24 protein-coding genes are annotated in these 26361 nt (G+C 67.0%); 14 read left to right on the top strand and 10 right to left on the bottom strand.

Annotated elements, in window-relative coordinates; genetic code table 11:
- Positions 1-41 precede the first annotated feature (41 nt).
- Entirely contained in the window at positions 42-1208 is a 1167-nt protein-coding gene (locus WKW82_RS02095) for a GAF domain-containing sensor histidine kinase (RefSeq protein ID WP_340340586.1), read from the bottom strand.
- Between the two features lie 178 nt (positions 1209-1386).
- Complete coding sequence (locus tag WKW82_RS02090) at positions 1387-2694, bottom strand: AsmA family protein (protein ID WP_340340585.1); 1308 nt, start codon at positions 2692-2694, stop codon at positions 1387-1389.
- 94 nt (positions 2695-2788) lie between these two features.
- Here WKW82_RS02090 and WKW82_RS02085 point away from each other — a divergent pair, with 94 nt between their 5' ends.
- Both WKW82_RS02085 and WKW82_RS02080 read left to right on the top strand, forming a co-directional pair.
- Entirely contained in the window at positions 2789-3211 is a 423-nt protein-coding gene (locus tag WKW82_RS02085) for a hotdog fold thioesterase (protein ID WP_340340584.1), read from the top strand.
- A 126-nt stretch (positions 3212-3337) separates the two neighbouring features.
- Positions 3338-4639 carry a solute carrier family 23 protein gene (locus tag WKW82_RS02080; RefSeq protein ID WP_340340583.1) on the top strand — a complete coding sequence of 434 codons (1302 nt, stop codon included), beginning with the start codon at positions 3338-3340 and terminating at the stop codon, positions 4637-4639.
- A 147-nt stretch (positions 4640-4786) separates the two neighbouring features.
- Here the strand turns inward: WKW82_RS02080 and WKW82_RS02075 are convergent, their stop codons facing one another.
- Genes WKW82_RS02075 through WKW82_RS02065 form a run of 3 tightly spaced genes read right to left on the bottom strand, consistent with a single transcriptional unit; the run spans position 4787 to position 7409 of the window.
- Positions 4787-5962, bottom strand: a complete 1176-nt coding sequence (locus WKW82_RS02075; RefSeq protein ID WP_340340582.1) for an acyl-CoA dehydrogenase family protein — start codon at positions 5960-5962, stop codon at positions 4787-4789.
- A 20-nt stretch (positions 5963-5982) separates the two neighbouring features.
- On the bottom strand, positions 5983-6501 hold the full coding sequence (locus WKW82_RS02070) for a MaoC family dehydratase (RefSeq protein ID WP_340340581.1): 519 nt from the start codon (positions 6499-6501) through the stop codon (positions 5983-5985).
- Positions 6502-6548: 47 nt separating this feature from the next.
- Complete coding sequence (locus WKW82_RS02065) at positions 6549-7409, bottom strand: HpcH/HpaI aldolase/citrate lyase family protein (RefSeq protein WP_340340580.1); 861 nt, start codon at positions 7407-7409, stop codon at positions 6549-6551.
- Positions 7410-7503: 94 nt separating this feature from the next.
- On the opposite strand from WKW82_RS02065, the gene WKW82_RS02060 reads away from it, so the two are divergent.
- From WKW82_RS02060 to WKW82_RS02045, 4 genes are all read left to right on the top strand, one after another.
- Entirely contained in the window at positions 7504-8286 is a 783-nt protein-coding gene (locus WKW82_RS02060; protein WP_340340579.1) for a GntR family transcriptional regulator, read from the top strand.
- An 83-nt stretch (positions 8287-8369) separates the two neighbouring features.
- Complete coding sequence (locus tag WKW82_RS02055) at positions 8370-9350, top strand: Bug family tripartite tricarboxylate transporter substrate binding protein (protein WP_340340578.1); 981 nt, start codon at positions 8370-8372, stop codon at positions 9348-9350.
- A 211-nt stretch (positions 9351-9561) separates the two neighbouring features.
- Positions 9562-11043 carry an MmgE/PrpD family protein gene (locus WKW82_RS02050; protein WP_340340577.1) on the top strand — a complete coding sequence of 494 codons (1482 nt, stop codon included), beginning with the start codon at positions 9562-9564 and terminating at the stop codon, positions 11041-11043.
- Positions 11044-11050: 7 nt separating this feature from the next.
- Positions 11051-12334 (top strand): CaiB/BaiF CoA transferase family protein, encoded by a 1284-nt coding sequence (locus WKW82_RS02045; RefSeq protein ID WP_340340576.1) that lies wholly within the window; start codon positions 11051-11053, stop codon positions 12332-12334.
- Between the two features lie 177 nt (positions 12335-12511).
- On the opposite strand, the gene WKW82_RS02040 is transcribed toward WKW82_RS02045, so the two are convergent.
- Both WKW82_RS02040 and WKW82_RS02035 read right to left on the bottom strand, forming a co-directional pair.
- Entirely contained in the window at positions 12512-14206 is a 1695-nt protein-coding gene (locus tag WKW82_RS02040; protein ID WP_340340575.1) for a WS/DGAT/MGAT family O-acyltransferase, read from the bottom strand.
- Positions 14207-14255: 49 nt separating this feature from the next.
- The gene (locus WKW82_RS02035; protein ID WP_340340574.1) at positions 14256-15197 is read right to left on the bottom strand and encodes an esterase/lipase family protein; all 942 of its coding nucleotides are present in this window, start codon (positions 15195-15197) and stop codon (positions 14256-14258) included.
- 167 nt (positions 15198-15364) lie between these two features.
- Here WKW82_RS02035 and minC point away from each other — a divergent pair, with 167 nt between their 5' ends.
- The 7 genes from minC (at position 15365) to WKW82_RS02000 (ending at position 21106) form a co-directional block, all read left to right on the top strand.
- Positions 15365-16114 carry a septum site-determining protein MinC gene (gene minC, locus WKW82_RS02030; RefSeq protein ID WP_340340573.1) on the top strand — a complete coding sequence of 250 codons (750 nt, stop codon included), beginning with the start codon at positions 15365-15367 and terminating at the stop codon, positions 16112-16114.
- Between the two features lie 67 nt (positions 16115-16181).
- The gene (gene minD, locus WKW82_RS02025; RefSeq protein ID WP_340340572.1) at positions 16182-16994 is read left to right on the top strand and encodes a septum site-determining protein MinD; all 813 of its coding nucleotides are present in this window, start codon (positions 16182-16184) and stop codon (positions 16992-16994) included.
- Between the two features lie 3 nt (positions 16995-16997).
- Positions 16998-17267 (top strand): cell division topological specificity factor MinE, encoded by a 270-nt coding sequence (minE, locus tag WKW82_RS02020; RefSeq protein ID WP_340340571.1) that lies wholly within the window; start codon positions 16998-17000, stop codon positions 17265-17267.
- A gap of 223 nt (positions 17268-17490) precedes the next feature.
- Positions 17491-18033, top strand: a complete 543-nt coding sequence (phaP, locus tag WKW82_RS02015; RefSeq protein WP_340340570.1) for a TIGR01841 family phasin — start codon at positions 17491-17493, stop codon at positions 18031-18033.
- On the top strand, positions 18030-18938 hold the full coding sequence (locus tag WKW82_RS02010) for an alpha/beta fold hydrolase (protein ID WP_340340569.1): 909 nt from the start codon (positions 18030-18032) through the stop codon (positions 18936-18938). Before phaP ends, WKW82_RS02010 begins: the two co-directional genes overlap by 4 nt.
- Before the next feature lie 85 nt (positions 18939-19023).
- Positions 19024-20745 carry a long-chain-fatty-acid--CoA ligase gene (locus tag WKW82_RS02005; RefSeq protein ID WP_340340568.1) on the top strand — a complete coding sequence of 574 codons (1722 nt, stop codon included), beginning with the start codon at positions 19024-19026 and terminating at the stop codon, positions 20743-20745.
- 112 nt (positions 20746-20857) lie between these two features.
- Positions 20858-21106 carry a hypothetical protein gene (locus WKW82_RS02000; RefSeq protein WP_340340567.1) on the top strand — a complete coding sequence of 83 codons (249 nt, stop codon included), beginning with the start codon at positions 20858-20860 and terminating at the stop codon, positions 21104-21106.
- A 75-nt stretch (positions 21107-21181) separates the two neighbouring features.
- Here the strand turns inward: WKW82_RS02000 and WKW82_RS01995 are convergent, their stop codons facing one another.
- Positions 21182-22879, bottom strand: a complete 1698-nt coding sequence (locus tag WKW82_RS01995) for an ATP-binding protein (RefSeq protein WP_340340566.1) — start codon at positions 22877-22879, stop codon at positions 21182-21184.
- A gap of 363 nt (positions 22880-23242) precedes the next feature.
- On the bottom strand, positions 23243-24136 hold the full coding sequence (locus WKW82_RS01990; protein ID WP_340340565.1) for a transporter substrate-binding domain-containing protein: 894 nt from the start codon (positions 24134-24136) through the stop codon (positions 23243-23245).
- A gap of 153 nt (positions 24137-24289) precedes the next feature.
- Between WKW82_RS01990 and WKW82_RS01985 the strand changes: the two genes are divergently transcribed.
- On the top strand, positions 24290-25558 hold the full coding sequence (locus WKW82_RS01985) for a D-amino acid dehydrogenase (protein WP_340340564.1): 1269 nt from the start codon (positions 24290-24292) through the stop codon (positions 25556-25558).
- A gap of 210 nt (positions 25559-25768) precedes the next feature.
- Here the strand turns inward: WKW82_RS01985 and WKW82_RS01980 are convergent, their stop codons facing one another.
- Positions 25769-26338: a cob(I)yrinic acid a,c-diamide adenosyltransferase gene (locus tag WKW82_RS01980; protein ID WP_340340563.1), complete on the bottom strand. Its 570-nt coding sequence runs from the start codon at positions 26336-26338 to the stop codon at positions 25769-25771.
- Between the last annotated feature and the right edge of the window lie 23 nt (positions 26339-26361).

Below are 26361 nucleotides of genomic sequence, written 5' to 3'. Positions count from 1 at the left end.
TGCCGCGAGCCTAATGCCGCGCAGCAATGTGCTCAAGGGGGCTAGACCTCTGGCGCAGGGCCAGGCGCATCGTCACCGGATTGCACGGCCAATCGTGCGGTGAAGCGGGTGCCGGCCTCCGCCGAGGAGCTGACTTCGAGACTGCCGCCATGCGCTTTCACGATCATCGAGCAGATGTGCAGGCCCAGCCCCAGGCCACCCTTGGCTTCGTTGTCCGCAGGCCGCCAGTAGGGCTCGAAGATCCTCGCCATGTTCGCCGGCGCGATCGGCACGCCCCCATTCCACACGGACACCTGGAGGCGGCCGCCCGGCTCCGACCGGGCCTCGACCACCACCGGCTGGTCGCTCGCGCCATGCGTCAGCGCATTGCCCAGCAGGTTCGACAGCAACTGCTGGATGCGCCCGCAGTCGCACCAGACGTCGGCGGCGATGTCGATGTGCTCCTCGATCCGCCGATCCGGGTGCGCAAGCTGGAGTTCGGAGACCACCTCCGACATCGATGCGCCCAGGTCCGCGACCTTCGCCGGCGTCACGACCAGCCCGGAGCCCATGCGGCCGCGCGCGAAGTCGAGCACGTCGTCGATCAGCAGCGCCATCCGGCGTGTCGTCCTGCGAATGCGTTCGCCGACCTTGGCCGCCTCAGGCTCGGCCGTACGACGCACGAGCAGCTCGGCCAAGGCACTGACCGACGCCAGCGGATTGCGCAGGTCATGGCCCAGCACCGCGATGAATTGGTCGCGCAACTCGGCGGTGGCGCGCTCGTCGAGCAGCGCGGTCTCGGTGGCCAGCTGCGATTCTTCCTGCGCGAGCTGGCGCCCGATCAGTTCGGCAAAGCTCTCGAACATGGCCACCGTCTTCTGGTCCGACACCGGCAGCGGGCGCGGGTCGATGGCGCACAGGTTGCCGAAGTATTCACCGCCGGGCCGGATGATCGGCACCGAGATGTAGCTCTCGATGTTGTAGAGGCGCGGCGTGTGATGGTCGCGGTAGACCGGGTCCAGGCTCGCATGGTCGAACACGACCGGCTTGCGCGCGGCCCGCGCCTCGATGCACAAGGTGGTGCGCACATCCAGCTGGCCGCCCGGCAGCAGGCCGAAGTGGATGTCGTCCTGCACCGCGCATGCCGTCCAGGTGCCCTCCGTCACCCGCGCCACGGCGGCAAATCCCATGCCGGTGTTGCTGCAGATGATCTTGAGAAGCGTCGGCACCGCACTGATGCGGCCGATGGCGGCAACGTCACGCAGGATGGTTTCAGGGGCGTCTAGGGTCGAGTCGGTCAGGGTCGGGGTTCCAGTAATGTCAACGGATTGTCGACGAATCACCTGAACGGTGTCTGGCTCGGGGCGGGTGGCCGCGCCCAAGGCCACGCCACTGTTCGCGGAGCGATCACCGCGTGACGGGCTTTTTCTTCTTCGCAGCGCCCTTGGGCGCGTCATCGCCGCCGAACAGCTTCTCCATGCGCTGCCCGAGCCGCGCCCCGATCGCAGTGCCCACCCCCGGCAACACCGCGCTGCCGATGGCGGCGCCGGCCAATGCGCCGCCGGTCAGCGACAGCTCCGGCGCATCCAGCGTGCCGCCCACCTTGAGCGGTACGCCGACCACGCCATCGACGATGTCGACCGTCAGTTCGCCGTCCATCCTGCGGTTGATCACGGTGCCAGCGCCGCTCGCCGTGAGCACGCCCGACGTGGCCTTCAGGTTGCTGTAGCGCAGCACGGTGCCTTCTTCGGTGGCCTGCGTGTCGAGCGTGCCTGCGATCTCGTCGAGGGGGGTCTGGCCGCCGCGGCTGATGCCGGCCGTGCGCACCGCCCGTGCCAGGTCGAAGCGACGCAGCACGGCGGGCCGCACGGTGAAGCGGGTGCGCGTGTGCAGCACGCGCGCCCATTCGACCGGGTTCTCGCCTTCCGCCGTGACTTCGGTGCGGCCGTTGATGCGACCGACCAGCGCCGCCTGCCGCCCGAAGGCCGCTGTCAGCCCCGCGATGTCGACGTTGCGCGGCGCGAGGTCGGCATGCAGGCGCAGCTTGTCGCCTGCCAGCGCCTCGACGGTGGCGGTGCCGTTCCACGTGCCGCCGCCCACCTCGATGTCGGTGCGCCACTTCATGACCTCGTCAGCTTCCCGCGTGATTTGGAGGCGCGCGGGCGGCGTCACGCCACGGCGCGCCACTTCGGCATTGCGCGGCATCCAGCCGGCGTCGAACTCGATCCGCCCGTCATAGGCCAGCGCGATACCGCGCCGGTCGATCCAGGTGACGTCCTCGAAGCGGACCTGCGCCACCGGCACCGGGTGCGCAGCGAAGGGACCGAGCGGCTCAGGTGTCGCATCGCCGCGCCCGCGAAACTCGCGTGCCGATGCGCGTGGGAACATCGCGCCTTCCACCTCCACGTCGTCGATGCGAATGCGCCGCGCCAGCAGCTCGCGCAGGCTGGCGTGCAGCACCAGGCGGCGCACCGTGATCGGTTCCTTCTGCGCCGTCGCCAGTTCGCCCAGGACCAGCGAAAGGCCTGGCCGCAAGGTCCAATGCGCGGAGCCCACGCGCAAGCCCACGCCGGTACGTTGCTCGAACTCCGAAGCCACTCGCGCCGCGAGCTGCGCATCGTCTGGCAACCACCAGGCCAAGCCGCCTGCGGCGATCAGCACCAGGCCGACCAGCGCGGCCACGATGCCGGCGATCCAACGTCCAGGGCGGGTCATTCAAAAGAAACCTGTGCGCTCATCCGCTCAGCTTAGGCCCGCCCTGGACGCTCGCTATAGTTTTGCTCCTCTCTCCTACATCGGGAAAGCATCCATGCCCATCTGGCAAAAACCCATCTCCCTTGAACTTCTGAATGCGGGCAACAAGGGCACCGCACTCGAAAGCCTTGGCGTCGAATTCACCGAAATCGGCGACGACTTCCTGAGCGCCCGCGTGCCCGTGGACAAGCGAACCATCCAGCCCTATGGCCTGTTGCACGGCGGCGTGTCGGTGGTACTGGCCGAATCGCTGGGCTCTTCGGGCGCCCACTTCAGTTCCCCGGAAGGCCATCGCGCGGTGGGGCTCGACATCAATGCCAACCACCTGCGCTCGGCCCGAAGCGGCTGGGTCACCGGCACCACACGACCGGTGCACCGGGGCAAGACGACGCAGGTGTGGGCGATCGAGCTGGTCAACGATGAAGGTGAACTGGTCTGCGTGTCGCGCATCACTATGGCCATGCTGGCGCCGCGCTGAAGAAATGTTGCTCCTCCCGAGGCAGGGCTCACTTCGTGCAGCCCGCCCACCCCCCACCGGGGGCAACACCAGGGGCCCGGCAAAGCCGGTTCCCCGGTGTTTCACGAACAGATCCAGGAAATTCAAATGAATCCATCGACTGAAACCTACCTGCCCCGTTGGCGTGAAGTGCGCGCGGTCCAAGGCACCGTGGTTGCGCCCGACGAGCGCCTGCCCTGGCCGCAGACCGCGGCGATGGGCGTGCAGCACGTCATCGCGATGTTCGGCGCCACGGTGCTGGCGCCGATCCTCATGGGCTTCAACCCCAACCTGGCGATCCTGATGAGCGGCGTCGGCACGCTGATCTTCTTCTTCGTCACCGGCGGGCGCGTGCCGAGCTACCTGGGCTCCAGCTTCGCCTTCATCGGCGTGGTGATCGCGGCCAGCGGCTATTCCGGCACCGGGCCCAACAACAACATCGCGGTGGCGCTTGGCGGCATCGTGGCGTGCGGCGTGCTCTATGTGCTGATCGGCCTGCTGGTGCAGATGGTCGGCGCGGGATGGATCGAGCGCTTCATGCCGCCGGTCGTCACGGGCGCGGTGGTGGCGGTGATCGGGCTCAACCTGGCCAGCGTGCCGATCAAGAACATGGCGTCCAGCAACTTCGAGTCGTGGATGCAGGCCGTGACCTTCCTCTGCGTCGGGCTGGTCGCGGTGTTCACGCGCGGCATGGTGCAGCGGTTGCTGATCCTCATCGGGCTGATCCTCGCGAGCATCGTCTACGCGGTGCTGACCAACGGCATGGGCCTGGGCAAGCCGATGGACTTCACCGGCATTGCCAATGCCGCCTGGTTCGGCGCGCCTGCACTGACCGCGCCGACCTTCACCGGCCCGGCCATGCTGCTGATCGCGCCCGTGGCCATCATCCTGGTGGCCGAGAACCTGGGCCACCTGAAGGCCGTGACCGCGATGACCGGCCGCAACCTCGACCGCTACATGGGCCGCGCCTTCATCGCCGACGGCATCGCGACGGTGGTGAGCGGCAGCGTCGGCGGCACTGGCGTCACCACCTATGCCGAGAACATCGGCGTGATGGCCGCCACGCGCATCTACTCGACCGCGGTGTTCGTGATGGCCGCGCTGATCGCGCTGGTGCTGGGCTTCAGCCCGAAGTTCGGCGCAGTGATCCAGGCGATTCCGCTCCCGGTGATGGGCGGCGTGAGCATCGTGGTGTTCGGCCTGATCGCGATCGCCGGCGCCAAGATCTGGGTCGACAACAAGGTCGACTTCTCGCAGAACAAGAACCTCATCGTGGCGGCGATCACGCTGATCATCGGCACGGGCGACTTCACGCTGAAGTTCGGCCAGTTCGCGCTGGGCGGCATCGGGACGGCGACCTTCGGGGCGATCCTGCTGTACGCGTTGCTGGGGCGGTCTCGCAACGCATAGGTTGTTGAATACGGACAGCCGAACGCAGAAGACGCAAAGGTTTCGCAGAAGTCGCAAAAGGAATACCGAAGAAATTTTTCTTTGTCTTCTTTCGCGACCTTCGCGTAACCTTCGCGTCCTCTGCGTCCGGTACCCGATCCCGTATTTCTAAACCCTGTACCGCTCGATCAACTGCTTCGCGATCACCGTGCGCAGGATCTCGTTGGTGCCTTCGCCGATGCACATCAGCATCGCGTCCCGGTAGAAGCGCTCGATCTCGTATTCCACCGAATAGCTGTAGCCGCCGAAGATGCGCATCGCTTCCTGCGCACAGAAGGCGCCGGCTTCCGAGCCGGCCAGCTTGGCCATCGCGGCCTCCAGGTCGCAGCGCTCGCCGGCGTCGAACTTGCGCGCCGCCTGCTCGATCAGGCGCTTCGCCCCTTCCACCTGCGTGACCATGTCGGCCAGCTTCATCTGGATCGCCTGGTGCTCGCAGATCTGCTTGCCGAAGGCGCTGCGCTCCTGGGCATAGCGCAAGGAATGCTTCAGCGCTCCTTCCGCGATGCCCGCGCCGCGTGACGCGACGTTGATGCGACCCAGTTCCAGGCCGCCGGCCGTCTGGTAGAAGCCCTTGCCCTCGACGCCGCCAAGCAGGTTGGCCTTCGGCACGCGGTAGTCCTCGAAGTTCAGTTCGCAGGTGTCGATGGAGCGGTAGCCCATCTTCTTGAGCTTGCCGACCACGTTGAAGCCCGGCGCCTTCTCGGCGATCAGCAGGCTCATGCCCTTGTGGCGCGGCTTGGCGGCCGGGTCGGTCTTCACGAGCAGCAGCGTGCCGTGACCATGCATGCTGTTGGTGATCCAGGTCTTGTTGCCGTTGACGACATAGTGGTCGCCTTCGAGCTTTGCAACCGTGCGGATGGCCTGCAGGTCGGAGCCGGCGTTGGGCTCGGTCAGGCCGATGCTGCCGCGGAACTCGCCGGTGGCCATCATCGGCAGGTACTTCGCCTTCTGTTCCGCCGTGCCGGCACGCTCGATCGCGGAAGCCATGATCAGGTGCGAATTGACGATACCCGAAGGCGCCATCCAGATCGACGACAGCTTGATCACGATCTGCGCATAGGTCCAGGACGAGAGGCCGAGCCCGCCGTATTCCTCGCCGATGGTGGCGCCGAACAGGCCCAGTTCCTTCATCTGCTCGACGATGTCGTGCGGGTATTCGTCGGCCAGGTCGTACTTGCGCGCGACCGGCCGCAGTTCCTTCTCGGCCCAGGCTTCGACGGCGTCGACAAATTCCTGCTGGTCGGCGTGCATGTCCAATGCGGGGCGTGTGGTGACGGCATCCATGAGTGAGTCTCCGGGCCGGCTCAGTAGCCGACCTTGTCTTCGACGCTGTGGCCCTGCTTCGCGATGAGCATGGTGCGGGTGAAGGTGCAGACCACCTTGCCGTCCTGGTTGGTGCCGATGGTGCGCACGGTGACGAGGCCGGCGCCGGGCCGCGAGGCGGATTCGCGCTTCTCCAGCACTTCCGATGCGGCATAGAGCGTGTCGCCCGCGAAGACCGGGAAGGTCATCTTGATGTCGCCCCAGCCGAGGTTGGCGATCGCCTTCTGGCTCACGTCGGTCACGCTCATGCCGACCATCAGCGCCACGGTGAAGGGGCTGCAGACGATGCAGCGGCCGAACTCGCTGGCCTTGGCATATTCGCCATCGAAATGCATCGGGTGCGTGTTCATCGTCAGCAGCGTGAACCAGGTGTTCTCCGTTTCCGTGACGGTGCGGCCGGGGCGGTGCTCGTAGACGTCGCCGACGTGGAATTCCTCGTAGTGGCGACCGAAGCTTTCGCGATAACGCTGCTCGCCGATTTTCTTGATGACCTGGACCATGGTGTCTCCTGTTTGCGGGTGAGTTCGGGGGAATGAAGGAAGGCGGGTCAGCGCTGGCCGGCCCGGGCAAGGATGCGGCGCGCGTTCCGGATCACGGGGGCATCGACCATGCCGCCGCGGAACATGAAAGCGCCCGCGGCGTCGTTGGCTGGCACTGCGTCGGCGAGCGCGCGGGCCCAGTCGATGCGCTCGGCGGGCGGCATGAAGGCGTCGTGGATGACCGGGATCTGCTGGGGATGGATGGCCGTCTTGCAATCGAAGCCCAGCGCCAGCACGCGGCGCGTTTCGTCGGCCAGGCCCTCGGGGTTCTTCAGGTCGATGTGCGGCACGTCCCAGGCCTGCAGGTTCGCCGCGCGGGCCGCGTGGAGGATGCGGGCGCGGGCGTAGAGCAGGGCGTCCCAGCCGAACTGCGCGCCGAGTTCGGCCGACAGGTCGGCGCCGCCGAGCATGAGCGCGCCGAGCGGCGCGCCGGCGTGAGCAATGGCGGCAGCGCCGTCGATGCTGCCGGGCGTCTCCAGCAGCGCGACCAAGCTTGGGCACTTCGCGCCCAGCCACGCGTGGACGCATTGAAGGTCCGCGGCGGCTTCCACCTTCGGCAGCAGGACCCAATCGGGCATCACCGTCGCATCGGCGAGCGCCAGCACGTCGCGCAGGCCTTCCAGCGTGCGGACCGCGTTCAGGCGCAGCGCCACGGCGGGCTGCGCGGGATCGGTGGGGCGCTCCGCAAGCCAGCGCAGCGCATCCGCACGGGCCGCCGCTTTCTTCGCCGGGGCGACGGCGTCTTCCAGGTCGATGCAGACGAGGTCGGCGCCGGCCGCCATGGCTTTCGCAAAGCGTTCCGGCTTCTCGCCGGACACGAAGAGCATGGAACGCGGCGGGGCGGCGGAAATGGAGGTCGAGGATGGCAAGGCTTGGGTCTCGTCTGCGTCTTAATTGTCCGTACAATAAACCAATTTCCGTGGTGGTGTCAACCGATCCGTCGCCAAATGGGATGATTCGCCCGTGAGCCATACCACCCCCTCCCCCGCGCCAGACGTCGACGAAGACGCGCCGCGCTACATGCAGATCGCGCGCGAGTTCATCCGCGGCATCGCCGACGACACCTATCCGCTCGGCGCCCACCTCCCGACCGAGGCCGAGCTGTGCGAACAGTTCGGCATCAGCCGTTTCACCGCCCGCGAGTCGATCCGCGTGCTGGTGTCCGCCGGCCTGGTCACGCGGCGCCCGCGCATCGGCACCGTCGTGATCGCCAAGCCGGACACCGCCCGCTACGCCCAGGAGGCCAGCGCCCTGCCCGACCTGCTGCAGTACGCCCGCGACACCGACATGCGTTTCGTCTACATCGGCAAGGTCACGCTGGGCAAGGCGCAGGCCCAGGAATTCGGCGTTTCCCCCGGGGAGGAATGGACTTATGCGCTCGGCGTGCGCTATGCCAGCGACCCCGGCAACGCCGATGAAACAAGCGCACCATCGCGGCCTTTCTGCATCACGCGCCTCTTCCTCAATCCGCAGCTCGAAGGCATCGGCGCCCTGTTGCGCTCGACCAAGACGGCCGTGTACGCCCTCATCGAACGCGAGTACGGGCTGCCGATCGACCGCGTGGAACAGGAGCTCAGCGGCGCCGTGCTCGACGCCGACGATGCGGCCAACCTCGGCAGCACGCCGGGCGCGCCGGCGCTGCGAATCGTGCGCCGCTACTACGACAAGAAGGACCGCCTGCTCGAGGTCGCCGACAACGTGCATCCCAGCGACCGCTTCACCTACCGCATGAATCTGCGGCGCTGAATTCCAGGCCGGCGCGTCGGCGCTGTTGACACCATGGCGAAAGACTCCTATATTTGTCCGTACAAATACCGGAGACCTCACCCATGCCCCTGCTTCGCCGCCCCCTTCTCCTCGCCTCGCTGCTCGCCGCCTTCCTGGGCCCGCTGCCAGCGCTCGCGCAGAGCGACTACCCCAACCGGGCGGTCAAGATCCTGACCGGCTTTCCGCCGGGGCAGGCCACCGACACGCTGGGCCGGATCATTGCCAACAAGCTGCAGGAAGCCCTCAAGCAGCCCTTCTTCGTCGACAACAAGCCCGGCGCCGCCGGCATCATCGCGACGCAGGCGGCGATGGCCGCGCCGCCCGACGGCTACACGCTGCTGCTGACCTCCTCCGGCCCGCTGGCGGTGAACCCGGGGCTCTACGCCAAGCTGCCCTATGACCCGGTGAAGGACTTCGTGCCGGTCGGCGGCATCGCCATCGTCCCGGAGGTGCTGGTCGTCAACATGGATGTGCCGGTCAAGGACGCGAAGGGCCTGATCGCGCTGGCCAAGGCCGAGCCCGGCAAGCTCAACTACGCCTCGGGCGGCGTGGGCGTCACCAACCACCTGGTGACCGAGATGTTCCGCAGCACCACGGGCATCGAGCTCAGCCATGTCCCCTACAAGGGCGGCCCGCCCGCGCTGACCGACCTGATGGGCGGCCGGGTGCAGATGATGTTCGAGACCACCGTGGCCACCCTGCCCTTCGTCAAGCAGGGCAAGCTGCGCGCGCTGGCGGTCAGCAGCCCCGAGCGCATCGCCGCCGCGCCGGACCTGCCCACGATCGCCGAACTCGGCTATCCGGGCTTCAGCGGCGTGCCGTGGATCGTGATCATGGCGCCGGCCCACACCCCCGCGCCGATCGTGGCCAAGCTCAACGCCGAGATGAACAAGGCGCTCAACAGCAAGGATGTGCGCGAGTCCTTCGCCGCGCAGGGCGTCGAGCCGATGGTGAAGACGCCGGAGCAACTGGGCGTGTTCATCAAGTCCGAGATCGTCAAGTGGACCAAGGCGGTGAAGGACTCCGGCGCAAAAGCCGAATAACACCCCGAAGCGCCTGCGGCGCCCGGACGGCCACCGAGGCGGCTGCTCTTGCGGGGCCGTCCAAGCCAGCACAGGCAGGCTCGGCGCCACGGCCCTCAGCCTCCTCAAGGGGGCGCCACCCGGCGGTCCGGCAAAGCCGGTTCCGCGGGTGCCCACGAACCAGCCTCGCTGGCTTGCAGTTGGAAATTCCTGAACCACCACCGCGAACCTCATGACCCACACCACCGACACCGCCCCTGACCACATCGCCACGACGCTGGCCGGCTTCACCCACCGCCTGCGCCTGGGTGAAGTGCCCGCCGAAGTGAGCCTGCGCGCCCGCCACCTTATGCTCGACGCCATCGGCTGCGCGCTGGCCGCACGCCAGGAGGACTTCGCGCTCCGCTTCGAGAAGGCCGTGCACGCGCTGCCCGGCGCCAACGTACCTGCCGCCTGCACCGCTGGCGCTATCGGCTTCGCCCGCCGCCTGCCGCTGCGCGATGCGGTCCTGCTCAACGGCGTGCTGACGCATGGCCTGGACTACGACGACACCCACATGGCCGGTGTGCTGCACCTCAGCGTCAGTGTGCTGCCCTCGCTGTTCAGCCTGGCCGCGGCCAACGACGCCAGCGGCGCCGACATGCTGGCCGCCTACATCGCCGGGCTGGAGACGGGGGCACGCATCGCCAGCGTCGCCAAGAGCGGCTTCCACGGGCAAGGATTCCACCCCACGGGCGTGGTCGGCGCCTTCGCGAGCGCGCTGGCCGTCGGCCGGCTGCTCGGCCTGGATGCGGACGCACTGGTCGCGTCACAGGGCATCGCGCTGTCGCTGGCCAGCGGCAGCCTGCAGTTCATCGAGGACGGCAGCTGGACCAAGCGCATCCACCCCGGCTGGGCCGCGAATGCCGGCCTCACTGCCGCCAGCTTCGCCCAGCAAGGCATCCCTGCACCCGATGCGCCCTACGCGGGCCGCTACGGCTTGTTCCGCAGCTACCTCGACACCACCCGCCAAGCCCAGGTCGACATGGCGCTCGGCACCGCCGGCATCGGCGCCGATGGCCGCGCCAGCACCTGGGAGCTGGACAACATCGCCGTCAAGCCCTTCCCGATGTGTCACTTCGTCCATGCGAGTGCCGACGCGGCGATCACGCTGCATCGCAACGGCATCGACGTCGACAAGATCCGCAGCGTCGAGGTGGCCGTGCCCGCCGGCGTGGTGCAGGCCGTGTGCGAGCCCATCGCCGCCAAGCGGCGCCCCACCAGCGACTACGAGGCCAAGTTCAGCCTGCCCTATGCGGTCGCGAGCGGCCTGCTGCGCGGCCGTCTCGGCCTGAAGGAACTGGAACCGGCGGCCTTCGGCGATGCCACGGTGCGCGCATTGATGCAGCGCATCCGCTACGTCGAGGACCCGGCCTCGACCTTCCCGCGCCACTACACCGGCGAGGTGCGCGTCGAGATGGAGGACGGCAGCACGCAGGTGCAGCGCGAGCCCGTCAACCGCGGCCATGCCGAACGCCCGCTCACCAACGCCGAAGTGCGCGAGAAGTTCATGGACAACGCCACGCTCTGGTTCCCGCGCAGCCATGCGGAAGCGGTGTGCGAGCAGGTCCTTTCGCTCGACAAGCTGCCGTCGGTGCGCACGCTCGAATCCCTGCTCGCGACCGACCCGTCGACGCCAGCCATCGCCGCCACCCCCGCGACCGTCATGAACTGAACACGCCATGTCCAAACAACCCACCTCCACCCTTCCCCTCGCCGGCCTGCGCGTGCTGGCCGTCGAGCAATACGGCGCCGGCCCCTTCGGCACCTCCTACCTGGCCGACCTCGGCGCCGAGATCATCAAGGTCGAGAACCACAAGGACGGCGGCGACGTCGGCCGCCATGTCGGCCCGCACTTCTTCGGCGAGGAAGACAGCCACTTCTTCCAGACCTTCAACCGCAACAAGCGCAGCATCACGCTCGACCTCAAGCATCCCGAGGGCATGGCCGCGTTCCGCAAGCTCGCGGCCGGTGCCGACGCGGTGCTCGACAACCTGCGCGGCGACCTGCCGGTCAAGCTCGGCCTCACCTACGCCGCGCTCAAGGACGTGAACCCGGCCATCGTCTGCACGCACCTGTCCGCCTACGGCCGCGAGGGCTCGCGCCGGGCCTGGCCGGGCTACGACTACCTCATGCAGGCCGAGGCCGGCCACCTCACGCTGACCGGCGAGCCCGAGGGCCCGCCCACGCGCTACGGCCTGTCGATCATCGACCTCATGACCGGCCTGGTCGCGGCCTTCGCGCTGCTGGCCGGCGTGACGCGCGCGCGGCAGACCGGCATCGGGCTGGACATGGACACCTCGCTGTTCGACGTCGCGCTGCACAACCTCAACTACCCCGGCACCTGGTTCCTCAATGCCGGCGTGGTCACCGGCCGCACCGCGCGCAGCGGGCATCCGAGCCTGGTCCCGAGCCAGCTCTACCGCACGAAGGACGGCTGGCTCTTCATCATGTGCAACAAGGAAAAGTTCTGGCCGATCCTGGCGCGCGAATTGGGGCATCCCGAATGGGCAACCGACCCGCAGCTCGCCACGTTCGCCGTGCGCCTTGCCAACCGCGACCGCGTGACGCGCCTGCTCGACGACGCGCTGATGCAGGCGCCCACGGCCCACTGGATCGACAAGCTGTCCGGCAAGGTGCCGGTGTCGCCGGTGTTCGACGTGGCGCAGGCGCTGGAGAACCCCTTCGTGCACGAGCGCGACGGAGTGGTCGACTACGCGTATGACGACGGCCGCGCCGCCCGCATGATCGCCAACCCCATCCGCGTGCCGGGCGTCACGTTGCCGCAACGCGCCGCGCCCTGCATGGGGCAGGACAACGACGCGCTGCTGCGCGAAGCGGGCTTCGATGACGCGGCGATTGCCAAGCTGCGCGACCTGGGCGTGATTGCCGAAACACGTGAGGCACGCGAGGCGGGCGAGGAGCTTGCACTGGCGGAGGACATCGGCCACGCAGCCGGGCCCTGATACGGCATTGCCGTCGACCGCATGGCGGCGTTGAAGCGCCTTGCCGTGCTGCAGCGCTGTCTGCGAGCACGCCAACGTCCTGCGCTCAACTGCAAATCTGCACAAGCGGCTACGCCACACGCGCCCCCAATGAAAACGGCGCCCTCGATGGGGCGCCGTTCTTGCTGGTAGATGACTTTATTCGGCAGCGGCAGTGACATCGGCCTTGACAGCCGGCTTGCGCGATCGGGCCTTCTTCGCGGGTGCCGCTGGAGCGGGAAGCTCCGGCGCCGCAGCCTTCTTCACGCGCGCCTTCTTGGCCGCAGGCTTCTTCGCAGCGGCAGACTTCACCGGCTCGATCGCCTGTGCCTCGACGGCTTCCGTCTTCGCCGTCGCCACTTCAGGCGCAGCATGCGGCACCGCCGTCTTCGCAGCCGCGGCCTTGGCGGCGGAGCCGGCGGAGGGTGCATCGCCTGGCAGCATCTTCGTCAGTTCCAGCAGCATGCGGTGCTCGGCCAGCATGTAGTCGCCCAGGTCGGTGAGGTCCGGCAGCACGCGGCGGCAGGCGATCAGGCCGTAGTCCATGCGGCCGTTGTAGCTCTGCACCGTGATGTTCAGCGCCGTGCCGTGGCTGGCGATCGACACCGGGTAGTAACAGGTGACATACGCGCCCGCAAAGTACATCGGGAAGGGCGCGCCGGCCACGTTGGAGATCGCCACGTTGGCCATCGGCGGCAGCACGTTGACCAGGCCCGAGCGGCCGTACATCGTCGCCATGCCCGACATCAGCCAGGGCGCGGCGAACATCGGGAAGTCGTCGATCATCACCGACTTGAAGCGGTTCATCACACCCTTGGCCGAGGTCGACGAGGTGTTGATGGCGCGCATGCGCTCGATCGGATCCTTGATGTCGGTCGCCAGGCTCACCAGGATCATGCTGGCCTGGTTGTTGGCCGTGTCGTCGCCGGCCTCGCGCGTGCTCACCGGCACGCCGGCCACCAGCGACTGCTCGGGCAGCTCGTTGGTGTCCTTGAAGAAGTTGCGCAACGCACCGGACACCGTGGCCATCACCACGTCGTTCAGCGACACGCCGAAGTGCTTGCCGATTGCCTTGGTCTCGGCCAGCGGGATGGTGCGGCCGGCAAAGGTGCGCTGGTTGGTGATCGCGACGTTCAGCACCGTGCGCGGCGCGAACAGGTTGAACTTCTTCGGCGCCGACTTGGCTTCCTTGCCCTCGGCGCTTTCCACCGGCTTGGCCAGCCCCGCGATGGCCTTGCCCAACGCCGGCGCCATCTTGAACAGCTTCACGTACTGCTGCACCGTGTTCTTCATCGCCGCGCTCGCGAGCTCGGCCATGCCGAGCTGGTACTTGTTGCCGCGCGGCTTGACGCGCGGCGGCTTGATCACGCGGCCCGTGGGCGCGGTGTCGAAGATCGCCTTGCCGACCTCGACGCCGGCCTGCCCGTCGATGCCCGCATGGTGCACCTTGGTGTAGAGGCCGACCTGGCCGCTCTTCAAGCCGTCGATGATGTAGAACTCCCACAGCGGCCGGCTGCGGTCCAGCAGCGCCGAATGCAAGCGCGCCACCACCTGCTGCAGCTGCCGGTTGCTGCCGGGCTTGGGCAGCGTGATGTGGCGGAAGTGGTGGTCGATGTCGAGGTCGTCCTCTTCCACCCACACCGGGTTCGACAGGTCGAAGGGCATCAGCGCCAGCTTGCGCGTGAACACGTCGGCCAGGTGGATGCGGGCCAGCATGTTGGCCTTCGCGTCCTCGAAGAAATCGCCTTCGTAGCCCTCGGGCAGGTCGAGCACGTTCAGCGAGCCGACGTGCATCGGCATCTCGGGGGTTTCAAGGTGCAGGAAAGTCGAGTCGAGTCCGCTCAGGTGTTTCATGGGTTGTCTTTTCTGTTCGCAATGATTGGTTGGGCCGCGGGCAATTCGCTCAACGCGATGGGCTCTCGGCGGGATACAAGGCGCGTTCGGGGCCGGTCGGCTTGAAATGTTTCCATCCATCTTCCGACTGCGCCAATCGATCGCCGATGGCATAAAGCGCCAGCGGATGCACCCCGAGACCGGAGTGCGACGCACCGACGATCTCGATATTGTCGCTGAGTGGCCCTTTCTTCTCGATGCTGCAGCCCCAGCCGACAATGCCGTCCGCCCGCGTGAAGATGGCCGTCATGGGCACGCCCGGGGGCGGACCGTCACCGCGCTCGCCCGGATCAACATCGTTGCGCCCGCTGACGAACTTGTAGAGCTGCGACGCGTTGCTGCTGCTGTCCGGGTGGCCATAGAGCGGGCTGCCGAGCGAAATGGCCTGGCGCACCTTGCCGGGCGACTCGCGGGCCATCTCCCGGGCGTACACGCCGCCCAGACTCCATCCGACGATGCTGACCTTGCGGCCGGACTGCGCATGCAGGTCGGCGAGCGTCTGGCGCAACTGGGTCAGCACGCCCCGGCGCGGACCCAGGTTGGGACCTTGGCCCCAGCCGGAGGTCTGATAGCCGCGCGACGCCAGGAAGCGGCGCAGCGGAATGGTGGAGTTGTCGTCGGCCATCATCCCCGGCAGCACCAGCACTGCATGCCCGTCGCCTTTCGGCACGCGCGACATGAGCCAGGGCAGGGCCAGCGGGAGGGTCGAAAATTCCAGCAACGCCCGCCCCTCGAGCAACATCAGCAGCCTGGAAGGCCGCCGCTCGTCCGGGGTCTTGCCGAAGATGTTCCTGAATGGCAGGACATCGTTGAGGTTGAGTTTCAAAGGCACTCCCTGGTTGATATGACCACAAGGGGGCATTCTGAGAGCACAGCCACGAAAGTGGAGCACTTCCGCGTCGCCGCCGCGACTAGGGTTTACCGCATGCGGGATCTGGAAGTCAATTGGCACGTCCCGGGCCGATCGTGCACGGCGACGCGCGGGTGCGCAGGGTCCCTGCGTCTTCCGGCCTGCATGCTCCCGCCCCGACCGCGCCCGAATTTAAAACCAAGCGCAACAGTCGCCGCCCTCCCCTCGGCGCCCGTTAGACTTGTCCGCTTTCCGCACCGACGTTTTACATGGCAGATGCATCCGCCGCGCGCACTCGTGCGGTTTTCGAATTCAAGAGCGCGACGCTTCCGCTGATTGCGGTGATCCTCAAGACGGCCAACCTGGCCGTGCTCACCGAGGCCATCGATGCACAGTTGGCGGACTCTCCCGATTTCTTCGAGCAGGAGCCGGTGGTCATCGACCTCTCGCACCTGCCGGCCGAGGAAGCCGTGGCGACGCTCGATTTCGCCGCCTTGCGCACCCTGCTGGCGCGCCACCAGACGCAGCCCATCGCGGTGCGCGGCGGGAGCGACGCGCAGAACAAGGCCGCACGCGCCGCGGGCCTGTCGATCGCGGCCATGCCGGTCGCGCCGCCGCCCCGCTCCTCGCCGCCCGCCGAAGCACCCAGCCCCGCGCCGCAGATCGTGCGCGAGGTGCCGGTGCCTGCGAACGGCACCCTGGTCATCGACAAGCCGCTGCGCTCCGGCCAGCAGGTGTATGCACGCGGCGGCGACGTGATCGTGACCGCCGTGGTCAGCGATGGCGCCGAAGTCATCGCCGACGGCAACGTGCACGTTTATGCACCGTTGCGTGGCAAGGCAATTGCAGGTGCCCGCGGCAACACGGCGGCGCGCATCTTCACGACCTGCCTGGAAGCCAAGCTCGTGGCCATCGCCGGCATCTACCGCACCGCCGAGGTGCCGTTTCCGGCCGGGGTGGCCGGCAAGGCGGCGCAGATCAGCCTCGACGACAAGAAACTCGTGATCAAGCCCATATGAACCGGAGGCGGCCCGTCAGGAACGCATCCCGAACCAACAGCATTTGAGAATTCAGAAGGAAAGTTAGATGGCCAAAATAGTGGTGGTGACCTCGGGCAAGGGCGGCGTCGGCAAGACGACCACGAGTGCGAGCTTTGCATCCGGACTCGCCTTGGCGGGCAAGAAGACGGCAGTGATCGACTTCGACGTCGGCCTGCGCAACCTCGACCTCATCATGGGTTGCGAGCGCCGCGTGGTGTACGACCTGATCAACGTGATCCAGGGCGAGGCCAACCTGAACCAGGCGCTGATCAAGGACAAGCAGTGCGACAACCTGTTCGTGCTGGCCGCCTCGCAGACGCGCGACAAGGACGCGCTCACGCAGGCGGGCGTCGAGAAGGTGCTGAAGGACCTCTCCGACATGGAGTTCGACTACATCGTCTGCGACTCCCCCGCCGGCATCGAGACCGGGGCGCTGATGGCCATGCACTTCGCCGACGAGGCGCTGGTCGTGACCAATCCGGAGGTCTCCTCGGTGCGCGACTCCGACCGCATCCTCGGCATCCTCAGCAGCAAGACCCAGCGCGCGATCGAGGGCAAGGAACCCATCAAGGAACACCTGCTCATCACCCGCTACAACCCGAACCGCGTGGCCGGCGGGCAGATGCTGTCGCTGGAGGACATCCAGGACATCCTGCGCATCAAGCTGATCGGCGTGGTGCCCGAATCGGAGACGGTGCTCAACGCGTCGAACCAGGGCATCCCGGCCATCCATGACAAGGGCACCGACGTCTCCGAGGCCTACACCGACGTCGTCGCCCGCTTCCTCGGCGAAGACCGGCCGCTGCGGTTCACCGAAGCGCAGAAGCCGAGCTTCTTCAAGCGCATCTTCGGGAGATAAGCCATGTCTTTTCTCTCGTTCCTGCTCGGCGAAAAGAAGAAGACGGCAACTGTTGCCAAGGAGCGGCTGCAGATCATCCTGGCCCACGAGCGCAGCGGCCGCAGCAGCCGGCCCGACTACCTGATAGACCTGCAGCGCGAGCTGGTGGCCGTGATCTCCAAGTACGTGTCGATCAAGCCCGAGGACATCAAGGTGAACCTCGAACGGCAGGACGATCTCGAAGTGCTGGAGGTCAAGATCGAATTGCCCGAGGCGATGTCGCCCGCGCGCTGATGCCTGCCCAGTGCGCAAGCTGCTGTTTCGATAGCAACAGACGCCCGCCAGCCATGCGCTCGCGGGCGTCGTTGCTTTTGGCGGGAGCGCTTCGCGCCAGCCAGTCCCGGGCGCGACAGCGGGAAAGCCCCGATGCAAAAAATTGCCGATGAGGCTCCACGAATGTTCGCTCTCAGCGTATCGTGTCACCCCATTTCATCAACATCCAGAGGAGACATACGCCATGGCAACTGCAAAGAAATCCGCCCCCCGGAAAGCCGCTTCCGCCAAGAAGGCCGCCGCACCTGCGGTCAATGCGGTGCAGGACATGCAGGAAGCGATGACCAAGCCCTTGAAGGGCGCGGTCGAGAAGCTCAAGGGCCTCAAGCTGCCGGGCGTGCCGGATACGTTCAAGAATGTGAACCTGCAAGGCGCGGCCAGTGCCCTGCTGGACAACGGCCGCAAGGACCTCAAGGCACTGGTCGAGGCCAACGAGAAGTCCTACAAGGGCCTGCAGGCCGTGGTGCAGCGCCAGGCCGAGATGCTCAAGAGCTCCATCGGCGAGTGGCAAACCGCCGTCAAGGAAATGCCGGGCAAGGACCCGAAGGAAAACCTGGCCAAGCTCGACGAACTGGGCCGCGCTGCCTTCAAGCAGGCGCTGGCCGACATGAAGGAGCTGGCCGAACTGGCCGCCAAGTCGCAAGCCGATGCCTTCAACGTGGTGCGTGACCGCATCAACGACAACGTGAAGCAAGTCAGCGACCTGCTCAAGACCGGCGGCAAGTGAGTCGTCCGAACTTCGCGAAAGCCAACGGCGTCGAACTCGCCTGGGACAGCTTCGGCGACCCGGGCGCGACGCCTTTGTTGCTGGTCATGGGGCTCGGCGCCTCGATGATCGCGTGGGACGAAGTGTTTTGCGCGCACCTGGCCGCCGCGGCCGGCGCGCATGTGATCCGCTTCGACAATCGCGACGTCGGTCTGTCGACCGCATTCCCGCAGCTCGGCGTGCCCGACGTGCAGGCGCTGATGATGAAGGCGCTGGCACGCCAGAGCTTCACGGTGCCCTACACGTTGCGCGACATGGCTGACGACGTGGCCGGCCTGATGGACACGCTGGGCATTGCCCGCGCCCATGTGGTCGGCGCGTCGATGGGCGGCGCCATCGGCCAGGAAATGGCGATCCATCACCCGGGGCGCATGCTGTCCTTCACCAGCATCATGTCGACCACCGGCGACCCCGCCCTGCCACCGCCCACGCCCGAGGCGCTGGCCGTGCTGTTCACCCCGGCGCCGCCCACGCTGGAAGCCTTCATTCCCCATTACGCCAAGGTGTGGCGCGTTTTGCGCGGGCCGCACTCCTTTCCCGAAGACGAGGCACGTGACGCCGACCGCGCCCGCGCCGTTTTCGCACGCGGGCTCAACCCGGCCGGCACGGCGCGCCAGCTGGCCGCGATCTTCGCCTCGGGCAACCGCAAGCCGGCGCTGCACAAGACGCATGTGCCGACGCTGGTGATCCACGGCGACGCCGACCCCCTGGTGCCGGTGGAAGCCGGCATCGACGTGGCCGCGGCCATTCCTGATTCGAAGATCCTTCGCCTGCCCACCATGGGCCATGCCCTTCCGGTGTCGCTCTGGCCGCCGGTGATCGAAGGCATTGCCAACCACACCGCGCGAAACGCTCCCACGCGCTGACTTCATGACTCGGCGCCCGGCGGCAGCATCCGCTGACACGGGCTCCATTTCCCGCTAGAAAAACATCCCAAGGAGACTACAAGCAATGGCCAACAACGATCACCCCTGGACCTCTTCGTATCCTGCAGGCATCCGATGGGATGCCCCGCTCACGATCTCGCCGGTGCAGCAACTGCTCGACGATGCGATCGCGCGCTGGCCGGACCGGCCCTTTCTCGACTTCATGGGCCGCCGCATTGCGTACCGTGAATTCGGCGCGATGGTCGACCATGCGGCTTGTGGATTCCAGAAGCTGGGCGTCAAGCCGGGCGTTCATGTCGGCCTGTACCTACCTAACTCGCCGCACTACCCGATCGCCTTCTTCGGCGTGATGAAGGCCGGCGGCACGGTGGTCAACTATTCGCCGCTCGATGCCGAACGCGTGCTGGAGCACAAGGTGGAAGACAGCGAGACCGACATCCTCGTCACGCTCGACCTGGCATTGCTCTATCCGCAGATGTCGCGCCTGCTCGGCCATTCGCGGCTGAAGAAGCTGGTGGTCGGCACGCTGCCCGAGTACTCGGCCGCGCCCGGCCCGATCCGCGCGCAGATGGAAGCCGGCAAGATGCTGGCGCCGGTGGCCACCGACGACTTCCACATGAGCTTCGCCCAGTTGCTCGACAACGACGGCCAGTACGTCACGCACCCCTTCGGGAATCCGGCTGAGACGGTCGCGGTGCTGCAATACACCGGCGGCACCACCGGCCTGCCCAAGGGCGCGATGCTCACGCACGGCAACCTCACCGCCGCCTGCAGCCAGTATGTCGAGAGCCTCTCCGGCGACGACCCGATCGTCAACTTCGGCGAGGAGCGCGTGCTCGCGGTGCTGCCGCTGTTCCACATCTATTCGCTGACCGTCAACATGTTGATGGGCATCAAGCTCGGCGCGGAAATCGTGTTGCACACCCGCTTCGACCTCGAGACCGTGATGAAGGAATTCGAGGCCAAGAAGATCACCATGTTCGCCGGCGTGCCGACCATGTACACCGCCATCGCCAACCATCCCAAGGCGAAGGAAATCAACATGACCTCGCTGAAGTCCTGCGGCTCCGGCGGCGCGCCGCTGCCGGTGGAGGTGGCGCAGAAGTTCTTTGCGATGACCGGCTGCAACCTCAACGAAGGCTGGGGCATGACCGAGACCTCGCCCACCGGCAGCTTCACGCCGGCGCGCGGCCGTCGCAAGGCGGGTTCCTGCGGCATGCCGCTGCCGGGCATCACCCTGTCGATGCGCAGCCTGGACAACCCCGACGAGCAGGTGCCGACCGGCCAGCGCGGTGAACTGTGCATCTCCGGCCCGAACGTGATGAAGGGCTACTGGCACAACGACAGCGCCACCCAGAGCAGCATGACCAGCGACGGCTTCTTCCGCAGCGGCGACGTGGCCATCATGGACGAGGACGGCTTCGTCTTCATCGTCGACCGCACCAAGGACATGCTCCTGTGCGGCGGCTTCAACGTCTACCCGCGCACCATCGAGGAGGCGATCTACGAGCACCCGTCGGTCGAGGAAGTGTCGGTGATCGGTGTTCCCGACCCGTACCGCGGCCAGTCGCCGAAGGCCTTCATCAAGCTCAAGGCCGGCGCCGAGCCGCTGACCCTCGAGTCGCTCAAGGCCTTCCTGAAAGATCGCCTGGGCAAGCATGAAATGGTGGGCGAGATCGACGTGCGCGACGAACTCCCCAAGACCGCCGTCGGCAAGCTCTCCAAGAAGGAGCTCTACGACGAGGAGAGCGCGAAGCGGGCCGGCGCGGAGAAGGCATCCGCGTAACTTGCTACACGGTTTGCGTACTGGAAGTTTCCACTGTCAGAAAAAAGAATACGCCGGCAACTTGTACGGCGTACATTGGGGTTCTCATTACAGGTTCCAGAACGGACAAGCAATGGCAGCAATTTCTCGCGCGTCCAAGTCGCTCGAAGAAGCGAATGAGCGGGCAGCACAACGTGAACGGCTCAGGCAGGCCCTCCCGGAGACGGTGGACCGGCTCAAGCAGCGGCACGCAGACCTGATCGATGCCGACGACATCGAGGCCTACGTGGCGCTGAACTGGCTTGAATGGCACGGCGGCGGCTTGCGACTGACGATCACCGGTCGCAACGTGCGCGCCCAGCTGGCTCCAACGTCGATCTGAGCGCCCAGGGCGCCGCCGACTTTCACCCGGGGCCTGTGTCGGTCCCTGGGGATTCGTTCCCGGCCACCGCACTGGCTAGCGCCCCGGATTGGCGACATCCACCGAAGTCCGGGTCAGACCCGTCGCCGTCTCTTCCCCCACCGCCGTCGAACTGACTGGCGCATCCGCCATGCGCAGCACCGCCGCGACCGTGAGCGCCCCGGCGAGCCCGATCGCGCACGCCAGCGCCACCTGGGCGGCGAGCGACCGCGCCGACGCGTGCGGCGCCATGTGCCATGACGCTGGCATGGGTGAAGGCGGACCCACCGTCCGTTCGAAAGGGTCGCTGGCCGCCAGGGGCACCGGCCCGGAGGTGCTGGCCCAGCCTTCGGGGGGCGCCTCGGGTGTGAGCCAACCGAGGTGGTAGCGGGCCGACGCGGCCAGCGCATGGTCTTCCACTTGCTCGGCCAGGTCAAAGGATTCGCGCAACAGCTGGGCGGCCAGCGGGGGATAGCCTTGCGCCAGTTCCAGCGTGCCGCGCTGATGCAACGCCCAGGCACGCTCACGCTCGTCACCGAGTTTCCAGGCGGCCTTGGCATGCCAGTCGAGCGCACGCTTGGCCGCGTCCCACCGGCAGGCAAGGACCAGCGGGACATCCCACGCGCGCACGATCGCCATCACGTCCAGCCATGCGTGCGCCTTGCGCGCGGCATCCAGCGCTGACCACAGCAATGGCAACGAGACCAGACCCGAGTCCATGGCGCGCGGGTGGCGGCCGGCGCGGTGCGCGAGGCGCACCAGCCCGTCGATCCGCCGCTGGCTCGCGAGCACCGGCGGCGCCTGCAGGGCTGCCACCACTTGCGGCATCAGCCGCACCTCGCCGTCGTCCTGGTAGACCCAACCGGCACCGATCAGCGCCTCGACCGCGGTCAGTGCATCGCGCCTGCCGCTGAGATCCGTGATCACCGCGGCCTGCACGGGCTGAGGGTGGAACGCTGCCAGCATGTCGAGCACCCCACGCGAGCTTGCGTCGAGCCCCTGCAGCGATGCCGGATCGGCTCGGCTGCTTCGCGAAAGCCGCTCGGGGTGGCCGCCCATCGTTTGGCACTGGTTCAGCGCCCCGGCGAGGTCGGCGCCGGCGATGGGCGCGCCACGCAGGCGTTCCAGCAGGGTCATCGAGTCGGCGGCGGACAATCCGCCCAGCACGATGGGGCCGGCATCGCGTTGCAGCCGCGGTTGGTGCGTGGCAAGCAGCACCGCGCAGCCAGGCGCCACGTCCCGCAGTTGTTCGAGGGCTGTGTCATCGAGCGCCGCGTCGTCGACCAGCAGCAGTGCCCGCGTGGCCACGAACCGCTCGCGCAACTCGCGCCGCGCGGGACGGCATCGTTCCTCGACGCCGTAGAACGCTTCGAACAAGGCTTGCAGCAGGTCGGAGCCGCCGAAGGTGCCGGGCGCCACGCGTATCACGCCATCGGCGAACAGCGATTGCGCCTCGGCGCCCGCGCGGCACAGCATCCAGCTCTTGCCGATACCGTGCTCACCGGTGACCTCGACCGAGGCCAGGCCGATCTGCAGCGAACCGATGACGATGCCCGTGGCTTCCTCGCGGTCGATGAAGCCGGTGGGGGCGGCAGGCGATCGGCGATAGTCGATGCCACGCTCGACCACCTTGCGCTCGCCCAATGAGACATGGACGTTTTCGCCGTTGCCGGCCGACAGAATGCCCTTCTGCCGCTCCATGCGGAAGTGGTTGGCGCCCTCGGCGCGGGGGAGTGAAAGGGCTGCAACCGGCAAGAGCGTCCTTTGGAAACCTCACGGCCATCGGCTGGCGCACGTTGGTTAGCGCTCCCTTAACACTCCCTCAAATGTAGATCACAAGTATGCAATTCGCCTAAAGGGGTTTAGCGAGGCCGCGTGCCGGCCTGTGCTCAAACCGTCCCGGCGCGCCGCCGGAGGAAACGATCCGTACAGGCTCTGAAAGTGTGAAGAATTTCGTAGCAAGGGCACCTCCGGGAGGCCGGTTCGCCGAGCGGAACCGACCTCAGTACGGTGACCACGAAAGTGCTGCAGAGGCTGACATCGGCGCTTGGCGCTTGTCATGCCGGAGCCAACCGCAGCGGCTCGGGATCGATGGCCGCAGTGGAAGGTTTTGAGCCTTCAAGTGGCGGGCTTGTCGTTCGGTGCCTTGATGTTGTCCTGCAACTGCGGGCTCATTGGCAGGCCGATCGGCTGGTTCTTGGGCGGGATCGGCTGCATGAACCACTTGTCGTAGAGCTTGGCGAATTCGCCCGACTTCATCATCCCGGTGATGACGCCGTCGACCAGCGCCTTGAACTGCGGGTCGTCCTTGGGCAGCATGCAGGCGTAAGGTTCGACCTGCAGCGACTCGCCGACCACTTCCAGGTCGCCCGGTGACTTGGCATTGGACCGCAGGCCGAACAGCAGGATGTCGTCCATCGCGAAGGCGGTCGCACGGTCGCTTTCGACCAGCAGCAGCGCGTCGGCATGGTCCTTGGCCGAGATGATGTCGATGCCGAGCTTCTTCTCCTCGTTGTACTTGCGCACCACCTGCATGTTGGTGGTGCCGGCGGTGATGGCAACGTTCTTGCCCTTGAGGTCGGCATAGTTCTTGACGCCGGAGGTCTTCTTCACGAGCAGGCGCGTGCCGGTGTAGAAGTGGTTGATGGCAAAGGCCACGTCCTTGCCGCGCGCGGTGTTGTTGGTCGTGGAACCGCACTCCAGGTCGATGGTGCCGTTGGTGATCAGCGGGATGCGGTTCTGCGAGGTCACGGCCATGAGGCCGACTTCGAGGTTGGGCTTGTTGAGCTTCTTCTTGACCTCGGCAGCGACGGCGTTGGCGATGTCGACCGAGAAGCCGATCGGCTTCTCCGGCCCGTTGAGGTAGCTGAAGGGCACCGACGATTCGCGGTACGCGAGCGAGATCTTGTTGGCTGCGGCAATCTTGGCGAGCGTGTCGGCCGCCTGGGCGCCTCCCGCGAGGCTGGCGAGGCCCAGCAATACCAGGGCGGAGGTCACGGCAGAAATCTTCATGTGGCAGGTTCCCTTCAGGATGTGGCGATGGTCAGTGATCGGTCAGTCTAGGAGCGAAGCGCGACGGCCCGCCCCCTCCTTTTCCCGAACCGGTGCGCCGGCGGCTACAGTGGCGGGCAGCAACCCACCTACAAAAGGACGTCGAACCCCCTCATGCAAGTCACAGTGCTCGGCGCCGGCATCGTCGGCCTTGCCGCCGCGTGGGAACTTTCGTTGCGCGGCCACGCGGTCACGGTGATCGACCGGGCAGCGCCGGGCCATGGCGCCAGCGGCGGCAACGGCGCGCAACTGAGTTATTCGTACGTGCAGCCGCTGGCCGATCCGTCGATCTGGGCGCAGTTGCCGAAGCTGCTGCTCTCGCGCACCTCGCCGCTCAAGCTGCGCCCACAGCTCGATCCGCAGCAGTGGCGCTGGGGACTGGAGTTCCTGGGCGCGTGCAATGCCGAGACTTCGCGCAGCACCACCGAGCAGTTGTTGGCGCTTGCGATGCGCAGCCGCGCGGGATTCGAGTCGATGATGGCCACGCTGCAACCCGACTGCGACTTCTCGGCCACGGGCAAGCTGGTGATCTACCGCAGCCAGGCCGCCCTCGACGGCGCCGCGCGCCAGGTCGAATTGCAGAGCGAACTGGGCAGCGCGCCGCAGCGCATCGTGTCGCCCGACGAGTGCATTGTGATCGAGCCCGCGCTCGTCACCGTGCGCAACGAGATCGCCGGCGCGGTCTACACGGAAAGCGAGTGCGCTGCCGATTGCCTCAAGCTTTGCATCGCGCTGGTCGATGCGCTGCAGGCGCGCGGCGTGCACTTCATCCTGGGCGAGACGATCGACGGCTTTGCCTTGCGCGGCGACAGCATCAGCGCGGTGACGACCTCGCGCGGCGCAGTCGACGGGGATGCGTTCGTGCTGTCATTGGGGAGCGCGTCGAATGCGCTGGCGCAACGGCTCGGCGTGCGGCTGCCGGTGTATCCGCTGAAGGGCTACAGCATCACGCTGGCGGTGGACGAGACGCCCGGCGCGGCACCCACGGTGAGCGTGACGGACAGCGCGCACAAGGTGGTGTTCGCGCGGCTCGGCCAACGGTTGCGCGTGGCCGGGATGGCGGAGCTGGTCGGCGCGGATGCGTCGATACCGGCGGCGCGCATCGAGTCGCTGGTGGCCTCGACGCGCGCGGTGTTTCCGAACTGCAGCGACTTCGCGGAGTTGAATCCCTGGACCGGGATGCGACCCGCAACGCCAACCGGCCTGCCGATCGTGGGCCATCTGCCCGGCGCGCCGCGCAACCTGCTGTTCAACACGGGGCATGGGGCATTGGGCTTCACGCTCTCCTTCGGCTCGGCGGGGCGCATTGCCGATGCGCTCGATGAGTTCGGGCCCTCGCCGGCGTTGCCGGAGCCGGGACGGGGGCGCGAGACGAAGGGTTGAATTCGGGATCGGACAACCAAGCGCAGAAGAAGCCAAGGGAGCACAGAAGTCGCAGAACGCCTTCCATTTCCATTCTGGATTTTTGAGACCTTCGAGCCCTTGGGCCTCCTTCGTTCGGTTCCCGCATTCATCAATTCGGGTCCGTCAACTGCAACAGGCCGTTCGCAAGTGCCTGCCATGCCGCGTCTCGCAAATCGCCGGTTAGAGGCTCTATTCCTGGGCCTGCGCGCGCGCGAGACGCTCGCTCTTCCAGTACACGTCATCGCCCCCGTCGACGCGGTTCAGCACACGGGCCAGCACGAACAGCAGGTCGCTCAACCGGTTGAGGTACTGGCGCGGCGCATCGTTGAGTTGCTCGCCCTGCCCCAACGCCACCACCGCGCGCTCCGCACGCCGCGCAACGGTGCGGCACACATGCGCATGCGAAGCGGCGCGCGTGCCGGCCGGCAGGATGAATTCGGCCAGCCGCGGCAACGTGGCGTTGTGCGTGGCCAATGCGTTGTCGAGTTGCAGCAGCGCATCGGGCTTGAGCAGCGTGAAGCCGGGCATCGACAGCTCGCCGCCGAGGTTGAACAACTGGTGCTGCACGTCGACCAGCAACTCGCGCACCGCGTCCGGCATCGGCTCGCAGAGCAGCAGGCCGATGTTGGAATTGAGTTCGTCGACGTCACCCATCGCATGCACGCGCAGGTGGTCCTTGGACACGCGCGTGTTGTCGCCGAGGCCGGTGCTGCCGTCGTCGCCGGTGCGCGTGGCGATCTGTGTGAGGCGATTGCCCATGTGGGTAGCTTTCTGGAGTGCGG

It is taken from the genome of Variovorax rhizosphaerae (genome assembly GCF_037889975.1).
In the GTDB taxonomy this organism is placed as follows: Bacteria; Pseudomonadota; Gammaproteobacteria; order Burkholderiales; family Burkholderiaceae_C; genus Variovorax; species Variovorax rhizosphaerae.
This window is presented reverse-complemented; position numbering and strand designations above follow the sequence as displayed.